The following is a 25661-nucleotide window of genomic DNA, read 5'->3' as shown; positions in this document are numbered from 1 at the left end:
AGGGGTCCCGCCTGACCGAGAACCGCCATGACGTAAAGCGGTCAGCCCGCCGCGGTGTCGATGTGCCGGGCCAGCACCAGGTCGTCCTCGGTGATGCCGCCGGCCTCGTGGCTGCTGACCCGAAAGGTGACCGTGGTGTAGCGGATGTCGATGTCCGGGTGGTGGTTCATCGACTCGGCCAGCTGCGCGACCGTCGCGACCAGCCGGATGCCGTCCAGGAACGCTTCCTTCGTCACGCTGCGGACCAGCTCGTTGTCCACGACCTTCCACTGCGGCAGGTGGTCGCGGATCGCGAGATCGATCTGGTCGTCGGTCAGCAGCTCAGCCATGCCGTCACTCTAGACCCATCAGCACACGGCGCGGCGCCTCGATCCCCTTCGCCGCTGTGAGTCCATCCGCCCGGAGAGCGCGTACTAGGTGCGGACACGGGTGGCGGTGCAGAAGGCGAGGAGGGCGAGGAGCGCGCCGGCGGTGATGATGGCGCCGAAGACCCAGGGTTGCGGGTCAGCGGAGTTCAGTGCGAGGAGGGTGCCGCTGACTGCCAGGCCGGCCGCGATGCTCATCGTGCTCGCCATCTGGGCGGCGCTGCTGTTGCGACCCGAGTTGTTCTGATCCGACAGGTCCAGCGTGAGCACCGACAGACTCGACGTGCTCAGGCCCATCCCGACCCCGGCTGCTGTCCAGCCGATCAGGCCGATCCAGGGGGTCGCGTCGGTCCAGACCAGCAGGGACGTGATCCCCAGTCCGACCGTCATGAACGCGAGCCCGGCCCGCAGTACGTTCACCCGCTGGATGCCATGCTCCCGACCCTGCAGCCACGACCCGAACGCCCAGCTCACCCCGGTGATCGACAGCGTCACGCCGGCCTTCGACGGGCTGAAGTCGTGGAGCAGCGTGAGCAGCAGCGGCAGGTACGCGCTCACTACGGTGAACCCCGCCCCGCCGAGAGCGCGGACCGCGACCACCGCCGGGAAGCCGCGCCGTACGACGAACGTCCCCTTCGGCATCACCCGAACGGCGGCCAGCCCGAGCACCACCAATGCCACCGGGATCGCGATGCCGCAGATCACCGGGTGCGCCTCCAAGTGGTCACCGGCCAGCGTCATCGAGAACAGCGCGACCGACGCGGCGAGCGCCCAGGGGAGCGCGGCCCGCCAAGCCTCCAGCTCGGCCGCATCCTCGGCACTGCGCTCCGGCGCGGGCGTCCGCAGCGACATGCGCATCGCGGGGCCGAGCAGCATCCAGCTCGGCACCAGCAGTACGACGGCACCCAGGAACACCCATCGCCACCCGAACTGCTCGGTCACCAGACCGGTCAGCACCGGACCGAGAACCGACGGCAGGATCCACATCGCCGCGAACAACGAGAACATCCGCGGCCGCAGTACGGCGGGCAGCGCGCGGGCGACCAGCACCATCAGCGAGACGTCCAGCAGTCCCTCGGCCAGGCCACTGAGGAGCCGGCCGGCGACGACCATCGGCATCCCCGTCGCGGTGCCGACGAGCAACTGCGCAAGGGTGAAGGCGATCGCGCCGGTGCGCAGTGTCGGGATCGGGCCGCGCCGGTCGGACCACAGCCCGGCGATCGCGAGCGAGATCAGGTAGCTCGCGTTCGGTGCGGCGTTCGCCAGCCCGAAGCTGCCGAGTGCGTCGAACTCCCGGACCATCGTGGGCAACGCCGTACCGACCGCGCGGTTCTCGAACGCGCCGAGAGTGACGAGTCCGATCACTCCCAGCACGAGCGGTAGGTGGCGGCCGCTGAAGAGGCGCTCACGGGTCACGGGGTCGCTGCCGGTGGAGGCGGTCGCAGTCATGACCGCAATGCTCAAGGTTCAAGCGCACTTGAGGTCAAGCGGCTTCAGGTACGACGGCCGTCCGGGAGCCGGAAGACCAGCACCAGGACGCGCAGTACGAGCACCGCGCTGATCACCAGCAGGTTGTAGCCGAACAGCTGGAACAGGCTCATCGACGCGGTCACCTTCGGTCCGCCCGGCGTACCCAGCAACAGCACCGCCATCAGGCCCGCGGTGGCGCCGAGGATCACGAGCAGGGTCTGATGCAACAGGCCGGTGATGTGCCGCCGGTCCCGGTCATCGGCGAACAGCCGTACGTTGAGCCCCAGCCGCCCGCTCTCCGCTGCCGCCGCGATCCGGTCGATCCGCCGCGGCAACCGGCGCAACATCGGCAGCAACGAGGCGAGTTCCTCGCTCGCCGTACGACGCAACGCCTCTGGCGCAAGGCGATCGGTGACATGGGCGGCGGCGAACTGGCGGGACGCGGCAACGAGGTCGAAGCCCGGGGAGATCCGCGAGATGGTGCCCTCGATCGTCGCCAGCGCCCGGAAGACCGCGGCCACCTCCGGCGGTACACCGAGGTCGTGCGTGGTGATGATCGCGAACAGATCGTTGAACATGGCAGGCCCGAGCGACACCCCGGCAGCGAGGTGGCGGGTCATGAACTGGCCGACGGCGCGCTCCAGGCTGCGCTCGTCGATCACGTCCGGGCGGTAGACGATCTCCAGCAGTGCGTCGGTCGCGGCGACCGCGTCACCGTGGTCGATCGCGAGCAGGAACCGCTGCAGCGCCTCGCGGGTGGCCGGATCCAGCCGGCCGACCGAGCCGAGGTCGAGCATGCCGATCCGGCCGTCGGTCAGGAGCAGGAAGTTGCCCGGATGCGGGTCGGCGTGGAAGACCCCGTCGATCGCGACCTGGCCGAGCAGGCAGTCGAACAGCACCCGGCCCAGCCGGGCCGCATCCAGGCCGCGCTCGGCGATCGCCGTCGCGGCGCCGCCCAGGCCGATGCCGTCCAGCCGCTGCATGGTCAGGACCCGATGGGTCGACTGCTGCGGGTAGAGCTCGGGCACGACCAGTTCGTTGGTGGAGGCAACTGATTGGCCGCCCGCGACCGCGGTCATGTTGCCGGCCTCGACGGTGAAGTCGAGCTCCTCGCGCATCGCCTCGGCGAACCCGTCGGCGAGGGCGCGGACGCCCATCGACCGGCCCCAGTCGGTGTTCCGCTCGAGCAACCGGGCGAGCCTGCGGACGATGTCGAGGTCCCGCTCGACGATCGAGTCGATACCGGGGCGCTGGACCTTCACGACCACCCGCGGACCGTCGGGCGTGCGCAGCCGGGCGGTGTGGACCTGGGCGACCGAGGCGGCCGCGAGTGGTTCGGTGTCGAAGTCGGCGTACACCTGGTGGGGTGGGGCTCCGAGCTCTTCGGTGATGACCTGCTCGATCTGCGGCCAGGGGGTGGGAGAGGCCTGGTCCTGCAGGCGACTCAGCTCGGTGGCGACCGAGGGCGGGATGACATCGCTCCGGGTGGACAGCACCTGACCAAGCTTGACGAAGGTGACGCCGGCCTCGTCCAGGGCGAGCCGCAGCGATCGGGCCAGCTCCGCCTGGCCGGCGGCGTTCTCCCGGCCGGGGCGGCGCCGGCCACGCAGGTACGGCCCGAGGCCGTGCCGGATCGCGATCCGGAGGATCTGCAGGTAGCGCCGGGTCCGGGCGATCCGGCCGGTCAGATCCCGCCGCAGATCCCGGAGCCGCGGCAATGAACCGGTCGGCACCAGCGCCTCGGACAGGACGAGGAACACCAGCCCGGCCAGCATCGAACACACCGCGGTCAGGGCCAGGAACGCCACCGCGACGCCGTTCGAGCCCTCGAACGGTCCCGGACCGACCAGGGCGTTGGCGATCGGACTGAACACCGTCAGTGTGAGCGCGGCGCCCAGCGCCATCCGGAGCAGGCCGAAGCGCACCCCGAGCAACCGCTGCGCGACCGGCACGAAGATCACCATGAAGATGGCGAGGCTGAACACCCCTGCGACCACGACATCCATGTGCGGAACCCTAGGTGTTCAGGGGCTCGGTGGACCTCACCCACGCGAGGGACCCGGTCCCTCGTCAGTCCCTGGACGACTCCCGGACCACCAGTTCCGGTACGAAGCTGATCTCGCGATGCGGTGTCGCCGGGTCGTCAGCGCGCTCGAACAGCAGCTTGGCGGCCGACGTCCCGATCTCGTACGCCGGTTGCCGTACGGTCGTCAGCGGTACGACGGCCAGTTGCGCGTCGCTGATGTCGTCGTACCCGACGATCGCGATGTCGCCGGGGACCGACCAGCCCCGGCGGATCAGCGTGTTGACGATCGCGATCGCGATCAGGTCGTTGCCGCACAGGACGGCCGTCGGCCGCGGCCGCATCGCCATGATCTCGTCGGCCAGCTCGCTGCGCTCGCGTACGCTCCGGCCGGTTGCGTCGACGCGGTGCAGCAGGGCATGGTCCAGGCCGCGTTCGTCGAGGGCGGCGAGCGCGCCCTGGTAGCGCGCCTGTACGACGAGCTCACCACCCGGCCCACCGGCGTACAGGACCTGCCGGTGCCCGAGGTCCAGTACGTGCCGCATCGCGAGCTTGCCGCCGAGGTGGTGGTCGAAGGTGACCCGCGACGTACTCAGCGCCATCTCCTCACCGCCGACCACGACGATCGGTGTCCCGACCGCCTCGAGATCGCCGAGGTCCGGTGGCATCGAGGCGGTGGCGGAGATGACCAGGCCGCCGACCCGCATCTCCGCCAGCCGGCGGATGTACAGCGACTGCCGCTCCGGGTCGCCGGCGGTGTCGCAGTAGACCAGTACGTCGCCGCGGCCGCGGGCCGCATCCTCGACGCCGCGGGCGATCTCGGTGAAGAACGGGTTACCCGCGTCCGGTACCAGTAGACCGACCGTGTGCGTGCGGTTGCCGCGCAGTGTGCGGACCGCGCGGTTCGGGACGTACCGGGTCACCTCGATCGCCCGCTCGATCCGGGTCCTGGTGTCCGGGGAGACCGTCCTGGTGCCATTGAGATAGTTCGACACGGTTCCGAGCGAGACGCCGGCGAGCGCCGCCACGTCCTTGATCGTCACGCTTCTCGCCACTACCACCCCGAACGTCGGCCGGCCCGGAAACAGCCCATCCTAACGACCGAACACCTCCAGGATCATCTCTAGGAAGGCGTAGCGGTGGTGGGTGTCGGGCAGCAGCGCCGACCCTTCGGTCCACTCGTTCCAGGCGTTGACCGTGACGATCGGTGCCGGCGGCCGATGCCGCTGCAGGAAGTCCTTCGCCGCCAGCAGCCCGTCCCGGAAGTCCGCGGGAGTCGAGTCCCACACCGGCGTCCACGGATATCCGCCGCGATCGAAGGGCGCCGCCTGATCGGTGCGCGGCGACGCGTCCCACCCGACGGTCACGTTCGGGTAGAACGGCACGTCGAGCTCCGCGGCGAACTTCTCGTACTCCGCGAAGGCCGCCTCCCGCATCGGTCCGATGTTGGCCACGGGGAAGTCGAAGTCGCGTGCGTCGGCGTGATGCACCCAGACGTACGACGTCGCGGAGGCGAAGCCCAGCTCGCGGATCAGCCGCTGCGGGTCGTCCACGGTGATGGCCTCCGGCAGGACGGCGATCCCCCAGACGACGGCGTCGAAGTGCACCCCCGGATGACCGGCACGCTTGGCCTCCTGGTCGAACCATCGCAACGCGTCGACGGCCGCTTCCACCCCGCCGAGGCCGCAGATCAGATTGCCGAGCTCGTAGATCGAGAACCACGGCCTGCCTGCGACGGTCAGGTAGTTGGGCCGCGAGAAGTAGTTGTCGATGACGTGCCGGCCGAGCTTCTCGAACGCCGCCCGGTCGATCGCGCCCTGCTTGAGCTTGCGCGGCGTGCCCTGCGCGGGATCGGCGTGCGGGAAGATGTCGAGCAGTTCGTGGTTGGCCCACATCAGTGCGAACTGCACGTCGTCGCTGTTCGCCGCGGACAGCAGCCCCTCGTCCAGGGCCGCCTGCAGGTAGGGCCCGTCGTCGTACCAGTAGTAGTCGACCAGGAAGCCGTCGACGCCGTACCGCGTGGCGAGGTCGATCTGCGCCTCGGCCGCCGCGGGTGTGGCCTCGTCGGCGTACCCCTGGAGCGGGATCCGCGGCTGGCGGTGGCCCTCGAACCGCGGTGTCGCGGCGCGGAGCAGCTGCCACTCGTCCCAGTCCGCGCCGAACCAGCGGGCGTTGCGCCGGTCGCGGTGCCAGCCGGGGAAGTAGTAGGCGAGGACCTTCGGCCGTTCCATCGATCACGCTCCTGTCCTTGAAATATTTCAACATCGAGCCTAGATCGAGGCTTCGAAGGCTGTCCAGAATCGGTGTCCGGGATCGGACAGCCCTGGTGGCGAGGCCTTGACGACCATCAGGCCCGTCCTTACGCTCCGGTGTTGAAACATTTCAACAGTCACTCCTCCAGATCCAAGGAGAGCCCATGCGCCCGCGACGTTCCCTGCTGGCCCTCGGCGCCCTCGCCGCGACCCTTGTCGTGACCGCCTGCTCGGCGGGCGACCAGCCGGACGGGTCCTCGGACGCCGCCGGTACGACGGCGTCCACGGCGACCCACACCGCGGCGGAGATCGCGGCGGCCACCGGGACCTACAAGGTCCAGCCGCTGTTCGCCGTGCCGAAGACGCTGCCGAAGAAGTACCGGCTCGCCTTCCTCAACCCCGGCCTGAGTTACCCGTACTTCGCCACCTGGTCGGACGGGATGAAGGCCGCGGCCAAGTACTACGGGGTCGAGCTCGACCAGGCCGACCTGAACTTCAAGTACGACACCCAGCTCGACCAGTACAAGCAGCTGGCCGTGAAGATGCCGGACGTCGCCGGCTCGCAGCCGATGAACGACGCCACCTACAACCAGGCCCGCCAGGACAAGGTGAAGCTGGTCCTGATCGACGGGTCGTTCAAGGACCTGCCGCACTTCGGCGTCGACGACCAGCAGGTCGGCACGCTGGCTGTCGACACGATGACGGCGGCCGCGAAGGCCAAGATGGCCGGCGCCTGGAAGGGGAAGAACGTCCTGGTCGCCGGGCTCACGTCGGCGAACTGCGGACCGTGCGACGCCCGGGTGAAGGCCGCGTTCGCGCGCGCCGAGTCCGCGTTGGGCATCCCGGCCGCGAACACCAAGATGCTCACCCCACAGGGCCAGGACCCGACGACTTCGGCCGGGTCGACCTTCAACGACTTCCTCACCGCGCACCCGAACGACGCCGTCCTGGTCGTCTCCTACGGCGACGAGCCGGTGATCGGCGCGGTCAACGCGGCCAAGGCGGCCAACCGCGACGCCGACATCCTTGCCGTCAGCAACGGTGGTGACAGTGCCGCCCGGCTGGCGCTCCGCGATCGCAGCAACGCGGGCATCCTGGTCGCCGCGATCGACTACCAGCCGTACGCCGAGGGCTGGAACTGGGTCGAGGCCGCGATCGCGACCGCGATGGGCAAGCCGTTCGGGGAGTTCCGGGTCGACCGCGTCCTGACGGCGGCGAACGTCGACCAGTTCTACCCCGAAGACAGCAAGCGATGACCGATGTCCTGGGGGTCCTGAATCCGCGGCGCCTGCTCCGGCCGGCTCCCACACCCGAGCCCGGCCGGGCCGGGCGGCGCCGGCTGTCCGACCGGTTCCTGGACCTCGGCATCTACGTCGCGCTGATCGTCCTCGTCGTCTACTTCTCGCAGGCCTCGCCGTACTTCCTGACCCAGCGCAACCTGCTCAACGTGGGCGCCGCGGTGGCGGTCACCGGGGTACTGGCGGCGGGGATGACCATCGCCCTGATCGCCGGCCAGCTCGACCTCACTGTCGGTGCGAACATCGCGCTCACCAGCGTCGTCGTGTCACTGGCGATCGAGAGCCTGGGCTGGAGTACGCCGGCTGCCGTCCTGCTCGGACTGGCCGTCGGAGTGGGTATCGGGCTGGCGAACAGCGTGCTCGTCGTCGGCGTCGGCATCAACTCGATCATCGCGACTTTGGCGATGGGGATCGTGCTGCGCGGAGTCGCCCTGATCAGCACCGGTGGTCAGACCAAGCCGCTGACCAACCTTGCCCTGCCCGACGCCCTGCAGTTGCGACCGCTCGGTGTGCCCACGACGGTGTGGATCCTGGCGGCGGTGTTCGTGGTCAGCTGGGTGATGCTGACGTTCACGCCGGTGGGCTGGCACATCTACGGTGTCGGAGGCAACCCGAGCGCCGCGCTGCGCGCCGGTATCCGGACCAAGTGGTTGTACGCCGGGGTGTTCGTCACGACCGGCGTCCTCGCGGCCGTCGGCGGCATCATCACCACCGGGACGTCGAGCAGCGGTGGTCCGAACTACGCGAACGGTGCGGAATTCGACGTACTCACGGCAGTCCTGCTCGGTGGCATCGGGCTCGCCGGTGGATCCGGGCGGATCCAGCGCACTCTCGCCGGCGTCCTGGTGATCGGCGTACTCAACAACGGGCTGACGTTGCTGTCGGTCAGCTCGTACTACCAGCAGCTCGCCCGGGGAGCGGTCTTCGTGCTCGCCGTCGTCCTGGGTGCGATCGGCGAACGGCGGAGGGCCCGATGACCGCAGCAGTGTTGACCGCCGACGGCGTCGGCAAGCTGTTCGGCCATGTCCGTGCCTTGCAGGACGTGTCGTTCGACCTGCACGCCGGGGAGGTGCTCGCGGTGGTGGGCGACAACGGCGCCGGCAAGAGCACGCTGATCAAGATCCTCTCCGGCGTCTACGACCTGACCGAGGGACAGTTGCGGGTTCGCGACCAGCCGGTGGCGTTCGGCAAGCCCGCGGATGCGGCAGCGGCCGGAATCGCGACCGTGTACCAGGATCTCGCCCTGGTCGACACCCGGGACGTGGCCCAGAACCTGTTCCTGGGCAGGGAGTTCCGGCGTGGTCCGTTCGTCGACCGGCGACGGATCTACCGCGAGGCCGAGCGGATCCTGGCCGGGCTGACGATCCAGCTCCCGTCCGTCCGGGTGCCGGTCTACCTGCTGTCCGGCGGGCAGCGGCAGGCCGTCGCGATCGCCCGCGTCCTGACCGGTGGCGCCGGCATCGTGATCATGGACGAGCCGACCGCCGCGCTCGGCGTCCAGGAGTCCGAGCGGGTCCTGCGGCTCGTCCGCGACCTGCGCGACGCGGGCAAGGCGGTCATCCTGATCAGCCACAACCTCCAGCAGGTGTGGCAGACCGCTGACCGGATTCTGGTCATGCACCTGGGCCGGGTCGCCGGCATCCGCCGCCGTGCGGACAGCACGGTCGAGGAGATCGTCAAGCTGATCGTGTACGGCGACCCGGACGAAGCCTCTGTTTCCGCCGAACTGGAAGGGATCTGACATGCCGTCGAAGCTCGTCCGGGTGTTGGCTCTACTCATGATCGTCTCACTGGGTGCCGTCGGGCTGGTTCCCGCCGCCGCCGCCGGTCCGCGACCCGCGTCGTACACGGTCGAGACCTGGCGCTCGGTCGAGATCGGGCTGACGGCCAAGGCGACGTACCCCGATCCGTTCGCCGACGTGCAGGTGACCGCGACGTTCCGTGGACCGCGTGGACAGGTGGTCACGCGGCCGGCGTTCTGGGACGGCGGCTCGTCCTGGAAGGTCCGCTTCGCGCCACCGGCAGTCGGGGTGTGGACGATGCGCACTTCCTCGACCGATGCCGGACTCGACGGAGTCGTTGCCTCCGTCCGGGCCGTTCCCTACCAGGGGAGTCTCGAGATCTACCAGCACGGCTTCCTGAAGCCGAGTGCGGACGGGCACTATCTGCAGCACGCCGACGGTACGCCGTTCTTCTACCTCGGCGACACGCACTGGATCCTGCCGCACGAGCGCTTCGACACCTCCAACGCGCCGGGCGTCGACTCACAGTTCAAGTACGTCGTGGACAAGCGCGTCGGGCAGGGTTTCACCGTCTTCCAGTCCGAGCCGATCTGGCAGCCGCACGGCGGAAGCCACACCAGGCCGGACGAAGAACCCGCCGCCGATCTCACCAACGGTCTGACCGGTGACGACCTGGCGGGATTCGCGGAGATGGACAAGAAGTTCGCCTACATCGCGGACGCCGGGCTCGTGCATGCGAACGCGATGGTCGCCTGGGCCGCTCAGCCGCACGACAACCCGGGCGTGATGACGCCGGACTACATGGCCGCGGTCGCGCGCTACTGGGACGCGCGGTACGGCGCGTACCCGGTGATCTGGACCGTGGCGCAGGAGATCGACAACGACTTCTACGGCGTGTACGCCGGTGACGCGATGGCGCCGTGGACGGCCGCGATCAAGGCCCTCGACGCCGCCGACGCGTACGACCAGCCGCTGATGCCGCACCAGGAGAACTCCGACCAGACCAGCGTCACGAACTCCCGCTTCGCGACCGAACCCTGGCATGACGGCTTCGCCGCCCAGTTGCAGTACAGCGACGGCTGGAACCTCGGGAAGGTCGCCGAGTACTGGGCGTCCGGCAAACCGAGCCTCGCCTACGAGACGCCGTACGAGGATTTCTGGACCGACAGCAGGCATGCGCTGAGTGCGCTCTACAAGGCTTACCTGCTGGGTCTTCGGGGCTACGGGTACGGTGTCGCCGGCGTCTGGAACGACGTGTACTCCGCCCCGGGCGAGCCGATCGACGCGGGCACCGACTACGAGATGCCCGCGCGCTACCAGTGGTGGTACACGGGGGCGAATCGTCAGACCGCTGACCAGCTCACGCACGGCGTGCAGTTCTTCCGTGGCCTGAACTGGTGGAAGCTCACGCCCAGGTTCGGCGACGCGGCGTGGTCCGACTTCGGTGCGAACGGCGACAACGTGCTGGCCAGCGACGAGAACAGGTCCTACGTGGCGCTGTTCACCAGCACCGGTACGACGACAGGCACGATCCGCAAGCTCGATCCCGACCACTACTACACGGCGGCGTGGTTCAACCCACGCACCGGGCAACGCACGCCCATCAGCACCAGGGTGGAAGCTGCCGGCGGCAGTTGGAGTGTCCCGGCGAGGCCGACCGCAGAGGACTGGGTGCTGACCGTCGACCGCGGTGCGCCGATCGGCAACGCACCCCGGCAACCCGTTGCCGACCCGGCCGGCGGCGCCTACCAAGGTGTGCAGCCGGTGCGCCTGTCGACGTCGACCGGGAATGCCACCATCCACTACACGACGGACGGCACGACGCCCACGCCGTCGAGTCCCGTCTACAGCGATCCGGTGCGGATCGCCGACCCGATGGATGTGCAACTGCGAGCCATCACGACCCGCTCAGGTCAGACGAGTACGCCGATGACGGCCACGTACCGCCAGCAGTTGCCGGACCTGACCACGGCGGCCACGCTCCCGGCAAATGTTGCTGACCGCAACCGAAGTACGGGCTGGGCAGGCAGTTCACTCGAGGCGGTGTTCCGCGGTGAGACCGCCTTGGACACGGTGATCGTCACCGGGTCCGGACAGGCGTCCTACCAGGTCGACTACTGGGACGGGCAGACGTGGCAGACGGCGGCGTCGGGTTCCGGGCCGATCGGAGGCGCTGGTGCCGGCACCGTCCTGACGTTCCCGCGAATCTCCACGACGAAGGTCCGGTTCGTGGCCTCGTCCGCGGTGACGGTCACCGAGCTGGGGCTGTACCGGCACCCGTTGACCGACGCACCGGATCTCACGGCGGGCGGGAGCTACTCGGCGAGCTCCAGCTGGGACGCCGGCCAGGTCGCGGCCAAGGCCTTCGACAACGACCCAGGCACGAACTGGCAGGCCTGCGACGGGTGCTGGGCCGGTCAGTGGCTGGCGGTCGACTTCGGCCGGAGTACGACGTTCAACGCGGTCGCCGTGTCGGAGTACGGCAACCGCACAACGACGTACCGGATCGAGTACTGGGACGGTACGGCGTGGCAGACGGCGTACTCGGGCACCGGAGGGTTCGGGCAGCAGGGGGAGACGACGACCGTGACGTTCCCCGATGTCACCGGTAGCAAGGCACGCATCCTGTACCTCAGCGGCACCGGGAACGCGCCGATCGTCTACCAGTTGTCGATCTACCGGCAGTGACAGCACAAGGCCCCCGGAACCTGAGTGGTTCCGGGGGCCTCGTGTGCGTGATCAGGCCGGGCGGCGGCGGATCTTGTTGCCGAGCCAGACGATCGGGTCGTACTTGCGGTCGGCGACGCGCTCCTTCATCGGGATCAGCGCGTTGTCGGTGATCTTGATGTGCTCGGGGCACACCTCGGTGCAGCACTTGGTGATGTTGCAGAAGCCCAGGCCGTGCTGCTCCTGGGCCGCGTGCTGCCGGTCGGCGGCGTCGAGCGGGTGCATGTCCAGCTCGGCGATCCGCATCAGGAACCGCGGCCCGGAGAAGCTCTCCTTGTTCTCCTCGTGGTCGCGGATCACGTGACAGGTGTCCTGGCACAGGAAGCACTCGATGCACTTGCGGAACTCCTGCGAGCGCTCCACATCGACCTGCTGCATCCGGTAGTCGCCCGGCTTCACGTCCGCCGGCGGCTTGAAGGCCGGGATCTCCCGGGCCTTCTGGTAGTTGAACGACACGTCGGTGACGAGGTCGCGGATCACCGGGAAGGTGCGCATCGGCGTCACCGTGACGACCTCGTCCTCGGCGAACGTGTTCATCCGGCACATGCACATCAGCTTCGGCATGCCGTTGATCTCGGCGCTGCAGGAGCCGCACTTGCCGGCCTTGCAGTTCCACCGCACCGCCATGTCCGGCGTCTGGGTCGCCTGCAGCCGGTGGATGACGTCGAGGACGACCTCGCCCTCGTTCACCTCGACCTCGTAGTCCTTCAGCTCGCCGCCGTCGGAGTCCCCGCGCCAGACGCGGAATTTGCCTGTGTAACTCATTTGGCCGGCAGCTCCTCATCCGTCAGGTACTTCTTCAGCTCGTCGAGCTCGAACAGTTCGAGCAGGTCCTCGCGCATCGGGATCTGCTGCTCCTCGGTCACGTTCACGCCGCCGTCGGCATCGAGTGCGCAGACCAGCAGCTTCTTGCGCCACTCGGCGTTCATGCCCGGGTAGTCGTCGCGGGTGTGACCGCCGCGGGACTCCTGCCGCCGCAACGCGGCCTTGGCCACGCACTCGGACACCGTCAGCATGTTGCGCAGGTCGAGCGCCAGGTGCCAGCCGGGGTTGAACTGGCGGTGGCCCTCCACCGTCATCTTCGCGATCCGGCCGCGGAACTCGGCCAGCCGGCCGAGCGCCTGCTCCATCTCCTCTTCCTTGCGGATGATGCCGACCAGGTCGTTCATCGACTGCTGCAGTTCCTGGTGGATCGAGTACGGGTTCTCGCCGCCCTCGAGCTCGAACGGTGCCAGCGCCTCGGCCGCCGCGGCGTCGATGTCCGCCTCGTCGATCTTCGGCCGCTCCTGCAGCGAGTCGACGTACACCGCCGCACCCATGCCCGCGCGCCGCCCGAAGACGAGCAGGTCGGACAGCGAGTTGCCGCCCAGCCGGTTCGACCCGTGCATGCCACCGGCGACCTCACCGGCCGCGAACAGGCCCGGTACGACGGACGACGCGGTGTCCGGGTCGACCTCGACGCCACCCATCACGTAGTGACAGGTCGGACCGACCTCCATCGGCTCCGCGGTGATGTCGACGTCGGCCAGCTCCTTGAACTGGTGGTGCATCGACGGCAGCCGGCGAGTGATCTCCTCGGCCGGGAGCCGCGACGACACGTCCAGGAAGACACCGCCGTGCGGCGTACCGCGGCCGGCCTTGACCTCGGAGTTGATCGCCCGGGCGACCTCGTCGCGCGGCAGCAGTTCCGGTGGGCGCCGGTTGTTGTCCGGGTCCTTGTACCAGCGGTCCGCCTCGTCCTCGGTCTCCGCGTACTGCGCCCGGAACACGTCGGGCACGTACTCGAACATGAACCGCTTGCCCTCGGAGTTCTTCAGGACGCCGCCGTCACCGCGCACCGACTCGGTGACCAGGATCCCCTTCACCGACGGCGGCCAGACCATGCCGGTCGGGTGGAACTGGATGAACTCCATGTTGATCAGCGTCGCGCCGGCCCGCATCGCCAGCGCGTGCCCGTCACCGGTGTACTCCCAGGAGTTCGAGGTGACCTTGAAGGACTTGCCGACACCGCCGGTCGCCAGCACCACCGCGGGCGCGTCGAACAGGATGAACCGGCCGGACTCGCGCCAGTAGCCGAAGGCACCGGAGATCGCGTCCCCGTCCTTCAGCAACTCGGTGACGGTGCACTCGGCGTACACCTTGAGGTTGGCCTCGTAGTCGCCGGTGGCCTCGAAGTCCTCCTGCTGCAGCGAGACGATCTTCTGCTGCAGGGTGCGGATCAGCTCCAGACCGGTGCGGTCGCCGACGTGCGCGAGCCGCGGGTAGGTGTGGCCGCCGAAGTTGCGCTGGCTGATCCGGCCGTCCGGTGTACGGTCGAACAGCGCGCCGTACGTCTCCAGTTCCCAGACCCGGTCGGGGGCTTCCTGCGCGTGCAGTTCGGCCATCCGCCAGTTGTTCAGGAACTTGCCGCCGCGCATCGTGTCGCGGTAGTGGACCTGCCAGTTGTCGTTGGAGTTCGCGTTGCCCATCGCCGCCGCGCAGCCGCCCTCGGCCATCACGGTGTGCGCCTTGCCGAACAGCGACTTGCACACGATCGCGGTGCGCTTGCCCTGCTCGCGGGCCTCGATCGCCGCGCGCAGACCGGCGCCGCCGGCCCCGATCACGACGACGTCGTAGGTGTGTCGTTCCAGCTCAGTCATGAAGTCTTCAGATCCCGTGGGTCAGTTGATGAAGCGCAGATCGGAGAACCAGTCGGCCGACAGTCCCATGATGTAGGCATCGGTGAGGATCACGGTGAACAGCGACGCCATCGCGAACGTGCCGTGCTTCGGGTTCAGCTTGGACACGAAGGTCCAGTACCGGTAGCGCAGCGGATGCTTGGAGAAGTTCTTCAGCCGGCCGCCGACGATGTGCCGGCAGGCGTGGCAGGACAACGTGTACAGCCACAGCATCACCAGGTTGACCCAGATGATCAGGGTGCCAAGGCCGATGCCGAAACCACCGTCCTTGCCGTGGAAGGCCTGGATGCCGTCGTAGACGTTGAGCAGACCGAAGACCAGTGCGCCGTAGAAGAAGTAGCGGTGCAGGTTCAGCGCGACCAGCGGGAACTTGGTCTCACCGGTGTAGCTCTTGTGCGGCTCCGGGACCGCGCAGGCGGCCGGCGCGAAGAACAGCGACCGGTAGCCCGCCTTGCGGTAGTAGTAACAGGTGCCGCGGAAGCCGGCCAGCACCACGAAGGTGATGAGGCTCAACGGCAGCCAGCGCGGGAATCCGCCGAACCAGGTGCCGAGGTGGCTGGAGCCTTCGACACACGAGCTGCTCAGGCAGGGCGAGTACAGCGGGGTGAGGTAGTGGAAATCGTCGACCCAGTACCACTTGCCCATGAAGATCCGGATCGTCGCATAGACGATGAAGAAGAGCAGGATCACACCGATCCGCAGCGGTGCCAGCCACCAGCGGTCTGTTCTTGCGGTCTTGAGCCCGATCTGTGCGCGACCGGGGGCGTCTACTCCCGTCGCCATCAGGGAGCGTGCCTGTCGGGCGCGCCGAAGCCTTCGTGCTCCGCGTCTGTCCACATGGACGCGTCATACTCCACGTCGGGAATCTCCTCGAGTTCCTCCGGAACGGGTCCGGGTCTGTGACGGGGGTCGGGAGGGCCGAGCTCAGCCAAGTCGTCGTTCAGCCGGGCCACATCCGACACCAACCGGCGGATGCCGAGAGTGTCACCGTACTCCTGACTGAGTTTGCCGACGGACGTGTGTAGTGCCTCGAGCGCGCGGACGACTGCGGCAACGCCGCTGTTGCCTTCACCCATGCCGACTCCAGTAGTTGTCTTGTGGCTGTCAGTATGGGCACACTTTGCCTCTGCGGGGCTCCCAACGGAAGACCCCTCGGTACGGCGTGTTTCCAGTTAGGGTTACCTCAGTTGCCGACCGCCGTCGGGTGGAGTAATGGAGCGAATCCGGCCTTCAGTACAACGAGATTCGCCGGCGGGGTGAGCACCTCCACCTCACGCAGTCCGGGCGGCCGGCGGGCCTCGCCGTACCCGTCCCAGGACCAGGGCAGCACGTGGTGGCCGAGCACGAGCGCCGGGCGGCCGTCGTAGCGGATCATCGCTCCGTCAGGGAGTTCGCCGAGATCCTGGACGGTGGTGCGTTGTCGCCGGGTCCGTGGCTCGACGCGTTCGAGATGCAGTTGGGCGTCCATCGCCGCGGCGCGCGGGCGCTCGTCGAGACCGCGGCCGGTCGCCCAGGCGCCGGCGTACAGCAGGAAGTCCCTGCGGCGGCAGTAATGACAGGGTCGATGGCCGGCCGCGAGCGCGACCGCCTCGTCGAAGAAGAACAGCGCGGTCCAGCGCCCCGGCGGCATCGGATCGCGCCGAACCCCCTTCCAGTCAAGGACGCAGCAGATCCAGGCCTTCGAGCGCCAGCGCGTCGTCCCGAGGCGGCGGTCGGGGCTGTGCAGCGTGCCGCGGTTGCCCATCAGCAGGCCGCGGCCGGCGTCGGCCACGATCTCCTGCGTCGGCAAAACCCTGTTCTGCAACGGCATGCAGGTCATCCTGCCGGAGGCGGGGGACAGTTTTCCTTGCATGTCTGGCAGAGTCGCCCCGTGCAGATCGTGGTAGGAGTCGCCGTCGTCAGGGACGGCCGGGTGCTGGCGGCGTACCGGCCCGGTCCCGACGGTGGCTGGGAGTTCCCGGGCGGGAAGGTCGAGCCGGGGGAGACCGAGGAGCAGGCGGCGGTCCGGGAGATCCGTGAGGAGCTCGACCTGGAGATCAAGGTCGGCGAGTCGCTCGGGCCGGCGGTGGACATCTCCGAGCGCTACCGCCTGCACGTCTACAGGGCGTCGATCGTTGCCGGCGACCCGGTGCTGCGCGAGCACGCCGAGCTCCGGTGGTTCGTCCCGGCCGACCTGGACGAGGCGGACTGGCTGATCCCGGACCGGCCGTTCGTCGGGCGGCTCCGCGAACTGCTCTGAGTGGCAGACATCACACCCTCACCCGGCCAGCTCGGGCCCGTCGGACGCGCCAGTCGCGGTTTGTATGGGTCAACTGTATGGGTTGTACCTGGTGAGCGGTCTGGACCGGCCGGAGAATCGTGACCGTTACTTACCGGGGAGGAGTACAGGCATGTCGGTGTACCAGTCCGTTCCCGCGGTACGGCGGGAGGACATCGCGCCGGAGCTCGTCTGCGAGGTGTACGAGCTGGGATCGCGGCGTCGTACCCCCGCGGCGGTGAAGGAGCTGACCAGTCGCCAGGTGGCGATCGGCCGGATGATGTCCACCGGTGCCAAGGACGCGGCGATCGCACGGGAACTCGGCCTCTCGCTGCGGACCGTCCGGGCCGAGATCAGCGCGCTGATCGCCGGTCTCGGTGCCAGGTCCCGCTTCCAGGCCGGCTGTCTGCTCGTCCGCCGGTTCGGCTGATCCCTTCCCCGGGCTTCGGGTCCGGGGAAGACCGGCGCTGCGGACCGGCTGACCACCCTTTCAGCCGCTGACCCCCCTGTATGCAGCGCCGGACCCGTCGCGGCCCGGCGATGCCCGGGCCTCAACCAGGCGCAGCGCCCGGGCCGCGACCAAGGTCGTCGCCGGGCCGCGACGACCCGGCCGGCGAGGCACGAAAGCTGTCGGCGGGCCGACGTAGGCTTTCGGCATGAGTGAGCTACCTGACCGCCGGCTGCTGCTGGTGCACGCCCACCCGGACGACGAGACCATCAACAACGGCGTGACGATGGCCCGTTATGTGGCCGAGGGAGCCGCCGTCACGCTGATCACCTGCACGCTCGGTGAAGAGGGTGAGGTGCTCGTCCCGGACCTCGAACACCTGGCCGCCGACCAGACCGATCAGCTCGGTGAGCACCGGATCGGCGAGCTCGCCGCCGCGATGGCCGAGCTCGGCGTCACCGACCACCGCTGGCTCGGCAGCGCCGGGAAGTACCGCGACACCGGGATGATCTACAACGACGAAGGCAACGCCGCCGTCCCGCTGGAGACCCGCAAGGACAGCTTCTGGCAGGCCGACCTGCTCGCCGCGGCCGACGACCTGGTCCCGGTCATCCGCGAGGTCCGCCCGCAGGTCCTGGTGACGTACGACGAGTACGGGAACTACGGTCACCCCGACCACATCAAGGCCCATCGCGTCGCGACGTACGCCGCTGCCCTGGCGGCCGCCCCGTCGTACCGGGAGGACCTCGGCGAGGCATGGGACATCGCGAAGATCTACTGGATCGCGATGGCGGAGTCGCGGATGCGCGAGAGCCTGCGCCGGCTGCGCGAGGCCGGTGACACGACGACGTTCGAGGGCATGGATCCGGAGGGCCCGATGGGTCCGCCGATCACGCCGGACCGGCTGATCGACTGCGTGATCGACGGCGACGAGTTCCTGGATCGCAAGATGAATGCGATGAAGGCGCACGCCACCCAGATCACCGTCGACGGGCCGTTCTTCGCACTCTCCAACAACAACGGCAGTCAGATCTGGGCCTCGGAGTCGTACCGCCTGGTCAAGGGCACCGCGGCGCCCGGCCCGGACGGCCTCGAGCACGACCTGTTCGCGGGGTTGTAGGACGGACCGCGCGGGCGTGACCGTTCCCACACGCTCGGTTGAGGCGTCAACCTTCCTGCGGGCATAGTCTGCAATGGTGTCCTCGTCGGAGCCCAGTGGGAGTGTCGCGCCCGCCGACTTCCGTGCTGCGCTCGGCCGGTTCGCCTCCGGCATCACGATCATGAGCACGCTCCAGGACGGCGTCGCGCACGCGATGACGGCGAACGCGTTCACGTCCCTCTCGCTCGACCCGCCACTGGTGCTGGTCTGTGTCGACAAGGGTGTCCGGATGCACGCCGCCGTACTCGACTGTGGCTACTGGGCCGTCTCGGTGCTTGCCGGCGACCAGCAGCCGATCGCGGACCGGTTCGCCCGCTCCGGCCGGGATCTGTACAGCCAGTTCGACGGGATCACGACGTCGGCCGGCCCGAAGACCGGCTGCGCGGTGCTGGAGGGGGCTCTGTCCTGGCTCGAGTGCCGGACCTGGGCGACGTACGACGGCGGCGACCACACCATCGTGGTCGGTGAGGTGCTGAGCCTCGGCCTGGGTGAGCCGGCCGATCCGAGCGCGCTGATCTACCACGCGAGTCACTACCGGAAACTGCCCGGAGCCTGAGCGTTATCGCGCACGTCGCGCGGGTACGGGCAAGCCGGGGGCATGTCGGGCACGCCGGGCCAGGGCGGGCCCGCCCCGGCGGCAGAAGAGGCCTCATCCGTCCCGTAAGATGTGCCCTCGTGTCCCGAGCGGACGCGGCCTGTACACGGTTTGAGTGGAGGACTCTGTCCGGTGGGGAAGAAGCAGCTAGCGGGGATCATCGCCGCTGCTGGGCTCGGCGTGATCGTCGTGGGCTACGGCGCGGCGTTCGCGTTCGCGGGCGACAAGATTCCCGGTGACACCACGGTGCTCGGCATTCCGGTCGGCGGGATGTCCGAGGGCGCTGCCAAGGCCAAGCTCGAGGCCGGGCTGAAGGACCGCCTGGCCCAGCCGATGCTCCTCAAGGCGGGTCAGTCGAAGTTCGAGGTGAAGCCGGCCGACGCCGGCCTCAGCCTGAACCTGGACGCCACCGTCGACGCCGCGGGGGCGGGCCGCAGCCTGGCCCCCGGCCGTATCTGGCATGCCCTGACCGGCGGTGACGCGGTCGACCCGGTGGTCACCGCGGACGACGCGAAGCTGAAGGCGGCTGTCGACAAGCTCGCCACCCAGGTGAACCGTCCGGCCACCGAAGGCACCATCACCTTCAAGGAAGCCACGCCGGTCCAGCACGCACCCGCCGAGGGTCTCCAGTTGGACAACGCGAAGGCTACCGACGCACTCGTCGCCGCCTACCCGGCCGGTGACGCCCCCGCCGACCTTCCGGTCAACGTGACCAGGCCGCAGGCCGGCACCGACGCGATGGACAAGGCCTTGAAGGACTTCGCCGAACCGGCCATGGCCGGCCCGGTCCGGCTGACGGTCGGCGACAAGTCGGCCGAGCTCCAGCCGAAGGAGTTCGGGCCCGCGCTGACGGTGACCGTCAAGGACGGTGACGCCACGCCGGCGCTGAACACGAAGATGCTCGAGTCGCTGTTCCAGGAGCGGTTCAAGACGCTGGAGACGCTGCCCAAGGACGCCACGGTCCAGATCGTCGGGACCACGCCGAAGGTCGTCCCGGCCGTCGACGGCATGGTGGTCGACCGGGCCAAGGTCGGACCGGCGATCATCGCGGTGCTGCCGAAGCCGCCAGGGGAGCGGCGGGCCGCGGTCGGGCTGACCCACACCAAGGCGAAGGTGACCACCGAGGCCGCTGCCGCACTCGGGATCAAGGAAGTGATGGGGGAGTTCACCACCAGCTTCCCGCACGCGCCGTACCGGAACGTGAACATCGGCACCGCGGCGGCCAAGATCAACGGCACGCTGGTGAAGCCGGGCGACACGTTCAGCCTGAACAAGATCGTCGGCGAGCGGACCAAGGAGAACGGCTTCACCGAGGGCAACATCATCAGCGGCGGCAAGTTCGTGCTCGACCTCGGCGGTGGCGTGTCGCAGTCGGCGACGACCACCTTCAACGCGGCGTTCTTCGCCGGGCTGAAGGACGTCGAGCACAAGGCGCACAGCGTCTACATCAGCCGCTACCCGATCGGCCGCGAAGCGACCGTGGCCTGGCCGGCGGTCGACATGAGGTTCCTCAACGACTCCGGCCACGGGGTGCTGGTGCAGACGATCTTCAAGGCGTCGACGCCGGGCAGTGCGGGCAGCATCACGGTGAAGATCTGGGGCACCAAGGTCTGGGACATCACCGCGGGCCAGTCGGGCAAGCGGAACCCGCGCGCACCGAAGGTGGTCTACAACCCCGATCCCAAGTGCCGGCCGCAGGCGCCGACGGCCGGGTTCGACATCACGATCTTCCGGTACTTCGCGAAGAACGGCGTACGGCAGAAGACGGAGTCGTTCACCACGAAGTACAACGCGGCCGACGACATCCGCTGTGGTCCGAAGCCGGGCACCACGCCGCCACCGCCCGGCACCAGTACGCCGCCGGGCCTGAACAAGCCCGCCCAGGGCGCCACCACCCGCCCACCCAACTGATCCGGCACCCGCCCGCCCACCCGGCCCACGCCGTGCGGCACCCGGCCCGCGGCGTGCGGCACCCGGCCCGCCGACGCGCCACGACCCCGCCCCGGCGCATTCGAGGGGATGTCCCTCTGACTTGTGGGTTCTCTGTTCGTATGCGGAGGGAGAACCCACAAGTCGGAGGGTTATCCCCTGCAGCGGGCCTCGGGGGGTTATCCCCTGCAGCGAACACGGGGCGATCGCGTACGGCGGGTGCTGGGGGCCGGGGTCAGCCCCGGTGGATCTTGTGGAGTTCGGTGGCTACCTGGTGGAAGAGGTCCTCGCCGATGACGGCGCCTTCGCGACGGACCTGACCGGGGTCGATGCGCAGGACACGGTCCAGACGGACCTCGCTGTTGCGGCCTTCCTTGTCCCAGGCGCCGCTGCCGATGTCCAGCCAGATCCGGCCCCAGCGCGCCTCGTCGGCGGCGTCCCGGTCGTGGTCCTTGCTGGTCAGGATCAGCGCCAGCAGCCACGGCCCGTCCGAGCCGACCACCAGCACAGGCCGGTCCTTGCCGCGGTGGTGGTCCTCCTCGAACGGCACCCAGGTCCAGACGATCTCACCCGGGTCAGCCACTCCGTCGTCCGGGTGCGGCGTGTACTCCACGTGCACCGTTCCCTCGAAGTCCCCCGCGTACTCCGGCCGCTCAGCCACGTGATCTGCCCTGTGATCCGACATGGCACCCGAGAGTATCCCCCTCACATCACACCGGCCTCACACCGTTCCACCGGCGTGGAAAACACCATGCAAGACACGAAGACGGTCAATCGGGCCGCGATCCTTGCCGTCCTGCTCACCGGGCAGTTCATGGCGAACATCGACACCGCGGTCGCGAACATCGCCGGCCCGTCCATCGGCGCCGATCTGCGGGCCTCGGAAGGCGCGGTCGGACTGGTCGTGTCCGGGTACGTCGTAGCGTTCGCAGTCCTGCTCATCACCGGTGCCCGGCTCGGTTCGTCTCTCGGCTACCGGCGGACGTTCCTCCTCGGTCTGCTGGTGTTCACGGCTGCCTCGCTGGCCTGTGGTCTCGCGCCCGAGATCGCGTCTCTCGTCGTCGCCCGCTTCGTCCAGGGCGCGGGCGCCGCGCTGATGGTCCCGCAGGTCCTCAGCGGCATCCAGTTGCACTTCCACGGCCGGGACCGGCTGAAGGCGCTGGGCTACTTCTCGATCGCCCTGTCCGGCGGGGCTGTCCTCGGACAGATCCTCGGCGGCGTACTCATCGCGGCCGACCTGTTCGGCACCAGTTGGCGCCCGATCTTCCTCGTCAACATCCCCATCGGCCTGGCTCTCCTGGTCGCCGGCCGCCGCCTGCTCCCCGCTGACCCGACGACCGACCGCGATCCCGTCGACCTGGTCGGCGTACTCACCCTGTCCGCCACCGTCCTGCTCGTGATCGTCCCGCTCCTGCTGGGTTCTGAGCGCGGCTGGCCGACGTGGTCCTGGCTGTGCCTCCTGCTGAGCCTGCCAGCCCTGGCCTTCTTCGAGTACGCCGAACGCCGGGCAGCCGCACGCGGTGGTCGTCCCCTGATCGCGAGGCAAGTGCTCCGCAACCCGTCCGTCCGGGCCGGCATGCTCGCCCATGGCTGCACGACCGGCACGTACTTCGCTCTGCTCTTCGTCCTCGCCCTCTACCTCCAGGACGGTCTGCACAAGGGGCCGGCGTACTCGGGGTTCGCGATGGTCGTCTGGGTCGCGGCGTTCGGGCTGGCCGGGCCGATCATCCCGCGGCTGCGCAGAGGAGTGCGGTGGATGCCTGTCATCGGCTGTCTGGTCCTCGCGGCCGGATACGTCTCGGTCCTGGCCTATCTGCAGCTCGGTGGCCGTACCGGACCGCTGCTTTTCGCACTGCTCGGAGTCGGCGGCCTCGGGCTCGGCATCAGCGCCAACACTCTGATCGGCGCGATCACCTCGAGCATGTCCCCGCAGTACGCGGCTGACCTGTCCGGCGTGGTCGCCACCAACGCACAGCTGTCCGGCGCTCTCGGGGTCGCTCTGGCCGGTTCTGCCTACGCAGCGCTCGCCTCGAACCCCAGTACTGCGCTCAGCGTCGTACTGGCCGGGTTCGTCGTGCTGACGCTGGTCGGGGCGGCTGCGGCTCAGCGCTTGGTCAGATAGCGGTAGCGGTACGCCTCCGCGTAGCCGAGCCTGCGGTAGGTGACCATGGCGGCCGTGTTCTCTTCCACGACCTCCAGATAGGTACGGCGGCCGCCCAGTGGCCCGGACCACCTGGCCAGGCCCTGGACGAGCGCCGTCCCCAGGCCACGGCGGCGGTACGACGGGTCCACCCGGACGGCATCGACACCGAGCCAGTGCCCCGTCATGGACCCCCGCCCAACGGCCACTGTGCGGCCGTCCAGGGTGATCGAGGCGAACACAGCCTTCGGCGCACCCTCCATCACGGCCGGGGCTGCCTCGGGCACCGGTCCGTCGAAGGCGGCGGCGTACCACTCGTTGCTGGGGTGTTCCGCGAGCAGTACGTCGTACTGCGGGGTGGCGTTCACGTGGTCCAGGGTGGTGTGCAGGACGAAGGTGTCCGACTGCTCCGGGCGGGCGTCGATCCGCCCCTGGGCAAGGAATTCGGCCGCTTCCGGGCTGCCGACGCGGACCAGCGCCAGCGGGGGCAGGCCGCGCTCGTCGTAGAAAGCTTCAGCGTGCTTGAGCGCGTCGGCGACCGGCATGCCGGGATTCCCGGCCGGGAGCAGCGAGTTGCCCCGGCCGGTCCAGCCCGAAGATGCCCGCAGCAACCACTGGCCGACGTACGCCGTCTCGGCCGCGGGCCGGCCCAGAGCCGTGGTCAGGAAGAGCTGTTCGACGTCCACCGGCCGCAGCGGCATCTCCGGGATCCGTTTGGCCGCCGCCACGTCGGCGCTGCCGATCTGGTGCAGACTGCTGTCCGCGTGCCGTACGACCAGGCCGGAGGGGTCCCAGGACTGCAGTACGCCGATCACGTCGGTCAGTCCGCCCGGAATCCGGTGCCGGACCACGACACGGTGGCCGATATCACGGACACTGAAGCCTGACACGATGCGGACTCCTGGCAGAGTGGGCGAAGTACTACCGTGATACTAGAGACCCTGCACCAAACACAGCACCAAGCACAGCATCACCGCATCGCAGCACCCCAGATCAGCGCTGCGCTTGCCTGCCATAGGAGGAGTAGCAGTGACCTACGTCATCGCGCAGCCGTGTGTTGACCTGAAGGACCTCGCCTGCGTCGAAGAATGCCCCGTCGACTGCATCTACGAGGGCAACCGGATGCTGTACATCCACCCCGACGAATGCGTCGACTGCGGAGCGTGCGAGCCGGTCTGCCCTGTGGAGGCGATCTACTACGAAGACGACACCCCGGAGCAGTGGAAGGACTACTACACCGCGAACGTCGACTTCTTCAACGACCTGGGTTCCCCCGGCGGCGCCTCCAAGATGGGCAAGATCGACAAGGATCACCCCTTCATCGAGGCCCTGCCCCCGCAGGAACACGACGAGTAAGAGCGAAAAAGCCAAGGCGGGGGTGTAGGAGTCGAGGCTCTGCCCCCGCAGGAACACGACGAGTAAGAGCGAAAAAGCCAAGGCGGGGGTGTAGGAGCCGAGGCCCTGCCCCGCAGGAACACGACGAGTAATCGTCTGATGACAGTTTGAGGCGGGGCGTCCGGTTGGGTGCCTCGCCTTACTGCTCCTGGACGTCTACGTGGACGTGGTCCAGGTGGCGGAGGATGGCTGGGTCGCCGGAGCGTTCGGGCGGGGTGTAGTCGCGCCACCCACTGTCCGACCGTCCCCCGGCCGTCCAGATCTTGTCGCTGAAGATGACCGTCTTGATCTTCAGCAGGTCCGCCCGCGCCACCAGGTACTGCGCCATCGCCCAGCCCTTGGTCGTGTTCGACTTCGAGATCGGCCGGACGAACACATCCACCGCCCGGCCGTCGTAGTGCGCCGACCCGACCATGTGCCCGGACTGCACCCCACCCGGCGCATACCCACCGGTCGACAGCGTCCCGAACGTCTCGAGCAGATCCGTGCGTACGGCGTCCGCCCGCGGCGTCAGCCCGTTGCGGCCGACCACCTCCTGCTTCACCGAGTCGGTGTTCACCGTGCAGGCGAACACGCTCTTCGACTGCCCGGTCAGCGCCGAGGCAAGCACCCGGGCATCCGCTTCGTGATCCGCATAGGCGTTCGGGAACGCGCTGCGCTGGACCCGGTCGGCCGCCACTGTCACCGCGAGCGTCTGGTAGTTCTTCACCTTCACCAGCGCGTCGTAGAACTTCCCGGCCGCGTAGTGCGGGTCACGCACCTGCTTCGCCGTACCCCAGCCCTGTGACGGCCGCTGCTGGAACAGCCCCAGCGAGTCCCGGTCCCCATGCGCCAGATTCCGCAGACCGGACTCCTGGTACGCCGTCGCCAACGCGATGGTCGCCGCCCGCGCCGGCAGTCCCCGGCGTACGGCGACCCCCGCGATGATCGCGGCCGACTCAGCCTGCTCGAGGTCGAGCTCGACGGTGGTCCCGTTGACCGTGGCCGTGCACTGTTCCTTGGGCGGCAGCAACGGCCCGATCCCCTTGTCCCCGACCCACCTGACCGTCAACCCGATGGCCAGCGCAAGCACACCGACAGCGCCCACGGCCACCAGGGCACCACGCTTCATCGGCATACCGCTCCCAACGTGTGGGGGCGGTGGTCGGGTTCCGGGTGGTCGGTCACGAAGTGGTTGACGTGC

The 25661-nt window shown here is 68.8% G+C and carries 24 protein-coding genes; 11 read left to right on the top strand and 13 right to left on the bottom strand.

Annotated features, from left to right (window positions below; translation table 11 throughout):
* Positions 1–41: 41 nt before the first annotated feature.
* The 5 genes from ACGFH6_RS00635 to ACGFH6_RS00615 all read right to left on the bottom strand — a co-directional run bounded on the left by ACGFH6_RS00635 (position 42) and on the right by ACGFH6_RS00615 (position 6089).
* Positions 42–329, bottom strand: a complete 288-nt coding sequence (locus ACGFH6_RS00635; RefSeq protein ID WP_131359278.1) for a 4a-hydroxytetrahydrobiopterin dehydratase — start codon at positions 327–329, stop codon at positions 42–44.
* Positions 330–413: 84 nt separating this feature from the next.
* Positions 414–1814 (bottom strand): MFS transporter, encoded by a 1401-nt coding sequence (locus tag ACGFH6_RS00630; protein ID WP_393379264.1) that lies wholly within the window; start codon positions 1812–1814, stop codon positions 414–416.
* Positions 1815–1858: 44 nt separating this feature from the next.
* Positions 1859–3841 (bottom strand): ABC1 kinase family protein, encoded by a 1983-nt coding sequence (locus ACGFH6_RS00625; RefSeq protein ID WP_393379262.1) that lies wholly within the window; start codon positions 3839–3841, stop codon positions 1859–1861.
* Between the two features lie 64 nt (positions 3842–3905).
* Positions 3906–4901 carry a LacI family DNA-binding transcriptional regulator gene (locus ACGFH6_RS00620; RefSeq protein WP_393379261.1) on the bottom strand — a complete coding sequence of 332 codons (996 nt, stop codon included), beginning with the start codon at positions 4899–4901 and terminating at the stop codon, positions 3906–3908.
* A gap of 51 nt (positions 4902–4952) precedes the next feature.
* A complete protein-coding gene (locus tag ACGFH6_RS00615; RefSeq protein ID WP_393379259.1) occupies positions 4953–6089 on the bottom strand; it encodes a glycoside hydrolase family 99-like domain-containing protein in 1137 nt (378 codons plus the stop codon).
* Between the two features lie 185 nt (positions 6090–6274).
* On the opposite strand from ACGFH6_RS00615, the gene ACGFH6_RS00610 reads away from it, so the two are divergent.
* Genes ACGFH6_RS00610 through ACGFH6_RS00595 form a run of 4 tightly spaced genes read left to right on the top strand, consistent with a single transcriptional unit; the run spans position 6275 to position 11838 of the window.
* Positions 6275–7366: a sugar ABC transporter substrate-binding protein gene (locus tag ACGFH6_RS00610; protein ID WP_393379257.1), complete on the top strand. Its 1092-nt coding sequence runs from the start codon at positions 6275–6277 to the stop codon at positions 7364–7366.
* Entirely contained in the window at positions 7363–8385 is a 1023-nt protein-coding gene (locus ACGFH6_RS00605; protein WP_393379256.1) for an ABC transporter permease, read from the top strand. Before ACGFH6_RS00610 ends, ACGFH6_RS00605 begins: the two co-directional genes overlap by 4 nt.
* The gene (locus ACGFH6_RS00600) at positions 8382–9149 is read left to right on the top strand and encodes an ATP-binding cassette domain-containing protein (protein WP_393379253.1); all 768 of its coding nucleotides are present in this window, start codon (positions 8382–8384) and stop codon (positions 9147–9149) included. Before ACGFH6_RS00605 ends, ACGFH6_RS00600 begins: the two co-directional genes overlap by 4 nt.
* A gap of 1 nt (position 9150) precedes the next feature.
* The gene (locus tag ACGFH6_RS00595) at positions 9151–11838 is read left to right on the top strand and encodes a DUF4038 domain-containing protein (RefSeq protein WP_393379251.1); all 2688 of its coding nucleotides are present in this window, start codon (positions 9151–9153) and stop codon (positions 11836–11838) included.
* Between the two features lie 51 nt (positions 11839–11889).
* Here ACGFH6_RS00595 and ACGFH6_RS00590 read toward each other — a convergent pair whose 3' ends face one another.
* From ACGFH6_RS00590 to ACGFH6_RS00570, 5 genes are all read right to left on the bottom strand, one after another.
* On the bottom strand, positions 11890–12642 hold the full coding sequence (locus ACGFH6_RS00590; RefSeq protein ID WP_393379248.1) for a succinate dehydrogenase/fumarate reductase iron-sulfur subunit: 753 nt from the start codon (positions 12640–12642) through the stop codon (positions 11890–11892).
* Positions 12639–14516: a fumarate reductase/succinate dehydrogenase flavoprotein subunit gene (locus ACGFH6_RS00585; RefSeq protein ID WP_393379247.1), complete on the bottom strand. Its 1878-nt coding sequence runs from the start codon at positions 14514–14516 to the stop codon at positions 12639–12641. Before ACGFH6_RS00585 ends, ACGFH6_RS00590 begins: the two co-directional genes overlap by 4 nt.
* 21 nt (positions 14517–14537) lie before the next feature.
* On the bottom strand, positions 14538–15338 hold the full coding sequence (locus ACGFH6_RS00580; protein WP_393379244.1) for a hypothetical protein: 801 nt from the start codon (positions 15336–15338) through the stop codon (positions 14538–14540).
* Positions 15338–15631 carry a hypothetical protein gene (locus ACGFH6_RS00575; RefSeq protein ID WP_131359262.1) on the bottom strand — a complete coding sequence of 98 codons (294 nt, stop codon included), beginning with the start codon at positions 15629–15631 and terminating at the stop codon, positions 15338–15340. Before ACGFH6_RS00575 ends, ACGFH6_RS00580 begins: the two co-directional genes overlap by 1 nt.
* A 107-nt stretch (positions 15632–15738) precedes the next feature.
* Positions 15739–16365: a hypothetical protein gene (locus ACGFH6_RS00570; RefSeq protein ID WP_393379241.1), complete on the bottom strand. Its 627-nt coding sequence runs from the start codon at positions 16363–16365 to the stop codon at positions 15739–15741.
* 60 nt (positions 16366–16425) lie between these two features.
* On the opposite strand from ACGFH6_RS00570, the gene ACGFH6_RS00565 reads away from it, so the two are divergent.
* From ACGFH6_RS00565 to ACGFH6_RS00545, 5 genes are all read left to right on the top strand, one after another.
* Positions 16426–16794, top strand: a complete 369-nt coding sequence (locus tag ACGFH6_RS00565; protein WP_393379238.1) for a (deoxy)nucleoside triphosphate pyrophosphohydrolase — start codon at positions 16426–16428, stop codon at positions 16792–16794.
* Positions 16795–16945: 151 nt separating this feature from the next.
* Complete coding sequence (locus ACGFH6_RS00560; protein ID WP_393379235.1) at positions 16946–17242, top strand: response regulator transcription factor; 297 nt, start codon at positions 16946–16948, stop codon at positions 17240–17242.
* Between the two features lie 226 nt (positions 17243–17468).
* Positions 17469–18380 (top strand): N-acetyl-1-D-myo-inositol-2-amino-2-deoxy-alpha-D-glucopyranoside deacetylase, encoded by a 912-nt coding sequence (mshB, locus tag ACGFH6_RS00555; RefSeq protein WP_393379232.1) that lies wholly within the window; start codon positions 17469–17471, stop codon positions 18378–18380.
* Between the two features lie 76 nt (positions 18381–18456).
* The gene (locus ACGFH6_RS00550) at positions 18457–18975 is read left to right on the top strand and encodes a flavin reductase family protein (protein ID WP_393379229.1); all 519 of its coding nucleotides are present in this window, start codon (positions 18457–18459) and stop codon (positions 18973–18975) included.
* A 171-nt stretch (positions 18976–19146) separates the two neighbouring features.
* Positions 19147–20925, top strand: a complete 1779-nt coding sequence (locus ACGFH6_RS00545; protein WP_393379227.1) for a VanW family protein — start codon at positions 19147–19149, stop codon at positions 20923–20925.
* A gap of 253 nt (positions 20926–21178) precedes the next feature.
* On the opposite strand, the gene ACGFH6_RS00540 is transcribed toward ACGFH6_RS00545, so the two are convergent.
* Entirely contained in the window at positions 21179–21628 is a 450-nt protein-coding gene (locus ACGFH6_RS00540; RefSeq protein ID WP_393379224.1) for a type II toxin-antitoxin system PemK/MazF family toxin, read from the bottom strand.
* Between the two features lie 66 nt (positions 21629–21694).
* Between ACGFH6_RS00540 and ACGFH6_RS00535 the strand changes: the two genes are divergently transcribed.
* The gene (locus ACGFH6_RS00535) at positions 21695–23065 is read left to right on the top strand and encodes an MFS transporter (protein ID WP_393379222.1); all 1371 of its coding nucleotides are present in this window, start codon (positions 21695–21697) and stop codon (positions 23063–23065) included.
* Here the strand turns inward: ACGFH6_RS00535 and ACGFH6_RS00530 are convergent.
* The gene (locus ACGFH6_RS00530; RefSeq protein WP_393379219.1) at positions 23047–23973 is read right to left on the bottom strand and encodes a GNAT family N-acetyltransferase; all 927 of its coding nucleotides are present in this window, start codon (positions 23971–23973) and stop codon (positions 23047–23049) included. The two genes, ACGFH6_RS00535 and ACGFH6_RS00530, sit on opposite strands and share 19 nt — an antisense overlap.
* A gap of 139 nt (positions 23974–24112) precedes the next feature.
* On the opposite strand from ACGFH6_RS00530, the gene fdxA reads away from it, so the two are divergent.
* Entirely contained in the window at positions 24113–24439 is a 327-nt protein-coding gene (gene fdxA / locus ACGFH6_RS00525; RefSeq protein WP_131359246.1) for a ferredoxin, read from the top strand.
* 178 nt (positions 24440–24617) lie between these two features.
* Here fdxA and ACGFH6_RS00520 read toward each other — a convergent pair whose 3' ends face one another.
* Positions 24618–25595 (bottom strand): hypothetical protein, encoded by a 978-nt coding sequence (locus tag ACGFH6_RS00520; RefSeq protein WP_393379216.1) that lies wholly within the window; start codon positions 25593–25595, stop codon positions 24618–24620.
* Positions 25596–25661: the final 66 nt, after the last annotated feature.

This window comes from Kribbella sp. NPDC049227 (assembly GCF_043197265.1).
In the GTDB taxonomy this organism is placed as follows: Bacteria; Actinomycetota; Actinomycetes; order Propionibacteriales; family Kribbellaceae; genus Kribbella.
The sequence above is the reverse complement of the archived record's forward strand: the minus strand, read 5'-3'. Positions and strand labels throughout refer to the sequence as shown.

Excerpts from the sequence above, each read along its gene's own strand:
- ACGFH6_RS00600 (WP_393379253.1), top strand. The coding sequence starts at position 8,382 with ATGACCGCAGCAGTGTTGACCGCCGACGGCGTCGGCAAGCTGTTCGGC.
- ACGFH6_RS00610 (WP_393379257.1), top strand. The coding sequence starts at position 6,275 with ATGCGCCCGCGACGTTCCCTGCTGGCCCTCGGCGCCCTCGCCGCGACC.
- ACGFH6_RS00625 (WP_393379262.1), bottom strand. The coding sequence starts at position 3,841 with ATGGATGTCGTGGTCGCAGGGGTGTTCAGCCTCGCCATCTTCATGGTG.
- ACGFH6_RS00605 (WP_393379256.1), top strand. The coding sequence starts at position 7,363 with ATGACCGATGTCCTGGGGGTCCTGAATCCGCGGCGCCTGCTCCGGCCG.
- ACGFH6_RS00615 (WP_393379259.1), bottom strand. The coding sequence starts at position 6,089 with ATGGAACGGCCGAAGGTCCTCGCCTACTACTTCCCCGGCTGGCACCGC.
- ACGFH6_RS00535 (WP_393379222.1), top strand. The coding sequence starts at position 21,695 with ATGCAAGACACGAAGACGGTCAATCGGGCCGCGATCCTTGCCGTCCTG.
- ACGFH6_RS00580 (WP_393379244.1), bottom strand. The coding sequence starts at position 15,338 with ATGGCGACGGGAGTAGACGCCCCCGGTCGCGCACAGATCGGGCTCAAG.
- ACGFH6_RS00595 (WP_393379251.1), top strand. The coding sequence starts at position 9,151 with ATGCCGTCGAAGCTCGTCCGGGTGTTGGCTCTACTCATGATCGTCTCA.
- ACGFH6_RS00560 (WP_393379235.1), top strand. The coding sequence starts at position 16,946 with ATGTCGGTGTACCAGTCCGTTCCCGCGGTACGGCGGGAGGACATCGCG.
- mshB (WP_393379232.1), top strand. The coding sequence starts at position 17,469 with ATGAGTGAGCTACCTGACCGCCGGCTGCTGCTGGTGCACGCCCACCCG.
- ACGFH6_RS00630 (WP_393379264.1), bottom strand. The coding sequence starts at position 1,814 with ATGACTGCGACCGCCTCCACCGGCAGCGACCCCGTGACCCGTGAGCGC.
- ACGFH6_RS00585 (WP_393379247.1), bottom strand. The coding sequence starts at position 14,516 with ATGACTGAGCTGGAACGACACACCTACGACGTCGTCGTGATCGGGGCC.
- ACGFH6_RS00520 (WP_393379216.1), bottom strand. The coding sequence starts at position 25,595 with ATGCCGATGAAGCGTGGTGCCCTGGTGGCCGTGGGCGCTGTCGGTGTG.
- ACGFH6_RS00635 (WP_131359278.1), bottom strand. The coding sequence starts at position 329 with ATGGCTGAGCTGCTGACCGACGACCAGATCGATCTCGCGATCCGCGAC.
- ACGFH6_RS00540 (WP_393379224.1), bottom strand. The coding sequence starts at position 21,628 with ATGTCGGATCACAGGGCAGATCACGTGGCTGAGCGGCCGGAGTACGCG.
- ACGFH6_RS00575 (WP_131359262.1), bottom strand. The coding sequence starts at position 15,631 with ATGGGTGAAGGCAACAGCGGCGTTGCCGCAGTCGTCCGCGCGCTCGAG.
- ACGFH6_RS00590 (WP_393379248.1), bottom strand. The coding sequence starts at position 12,642 with ATGAGTTACACAGGCAAATTCCGCGTCTGGCGCGGGGACTCCGACGGC.
- ACGFH6_RS00570 (WP_393379241.1), bottom strand. The coding sequence starts at position 16,365 with ATGCCGTTGCAGAACAGGGTTTTGCCGACGCAGGAGATCGTGGCCGAC.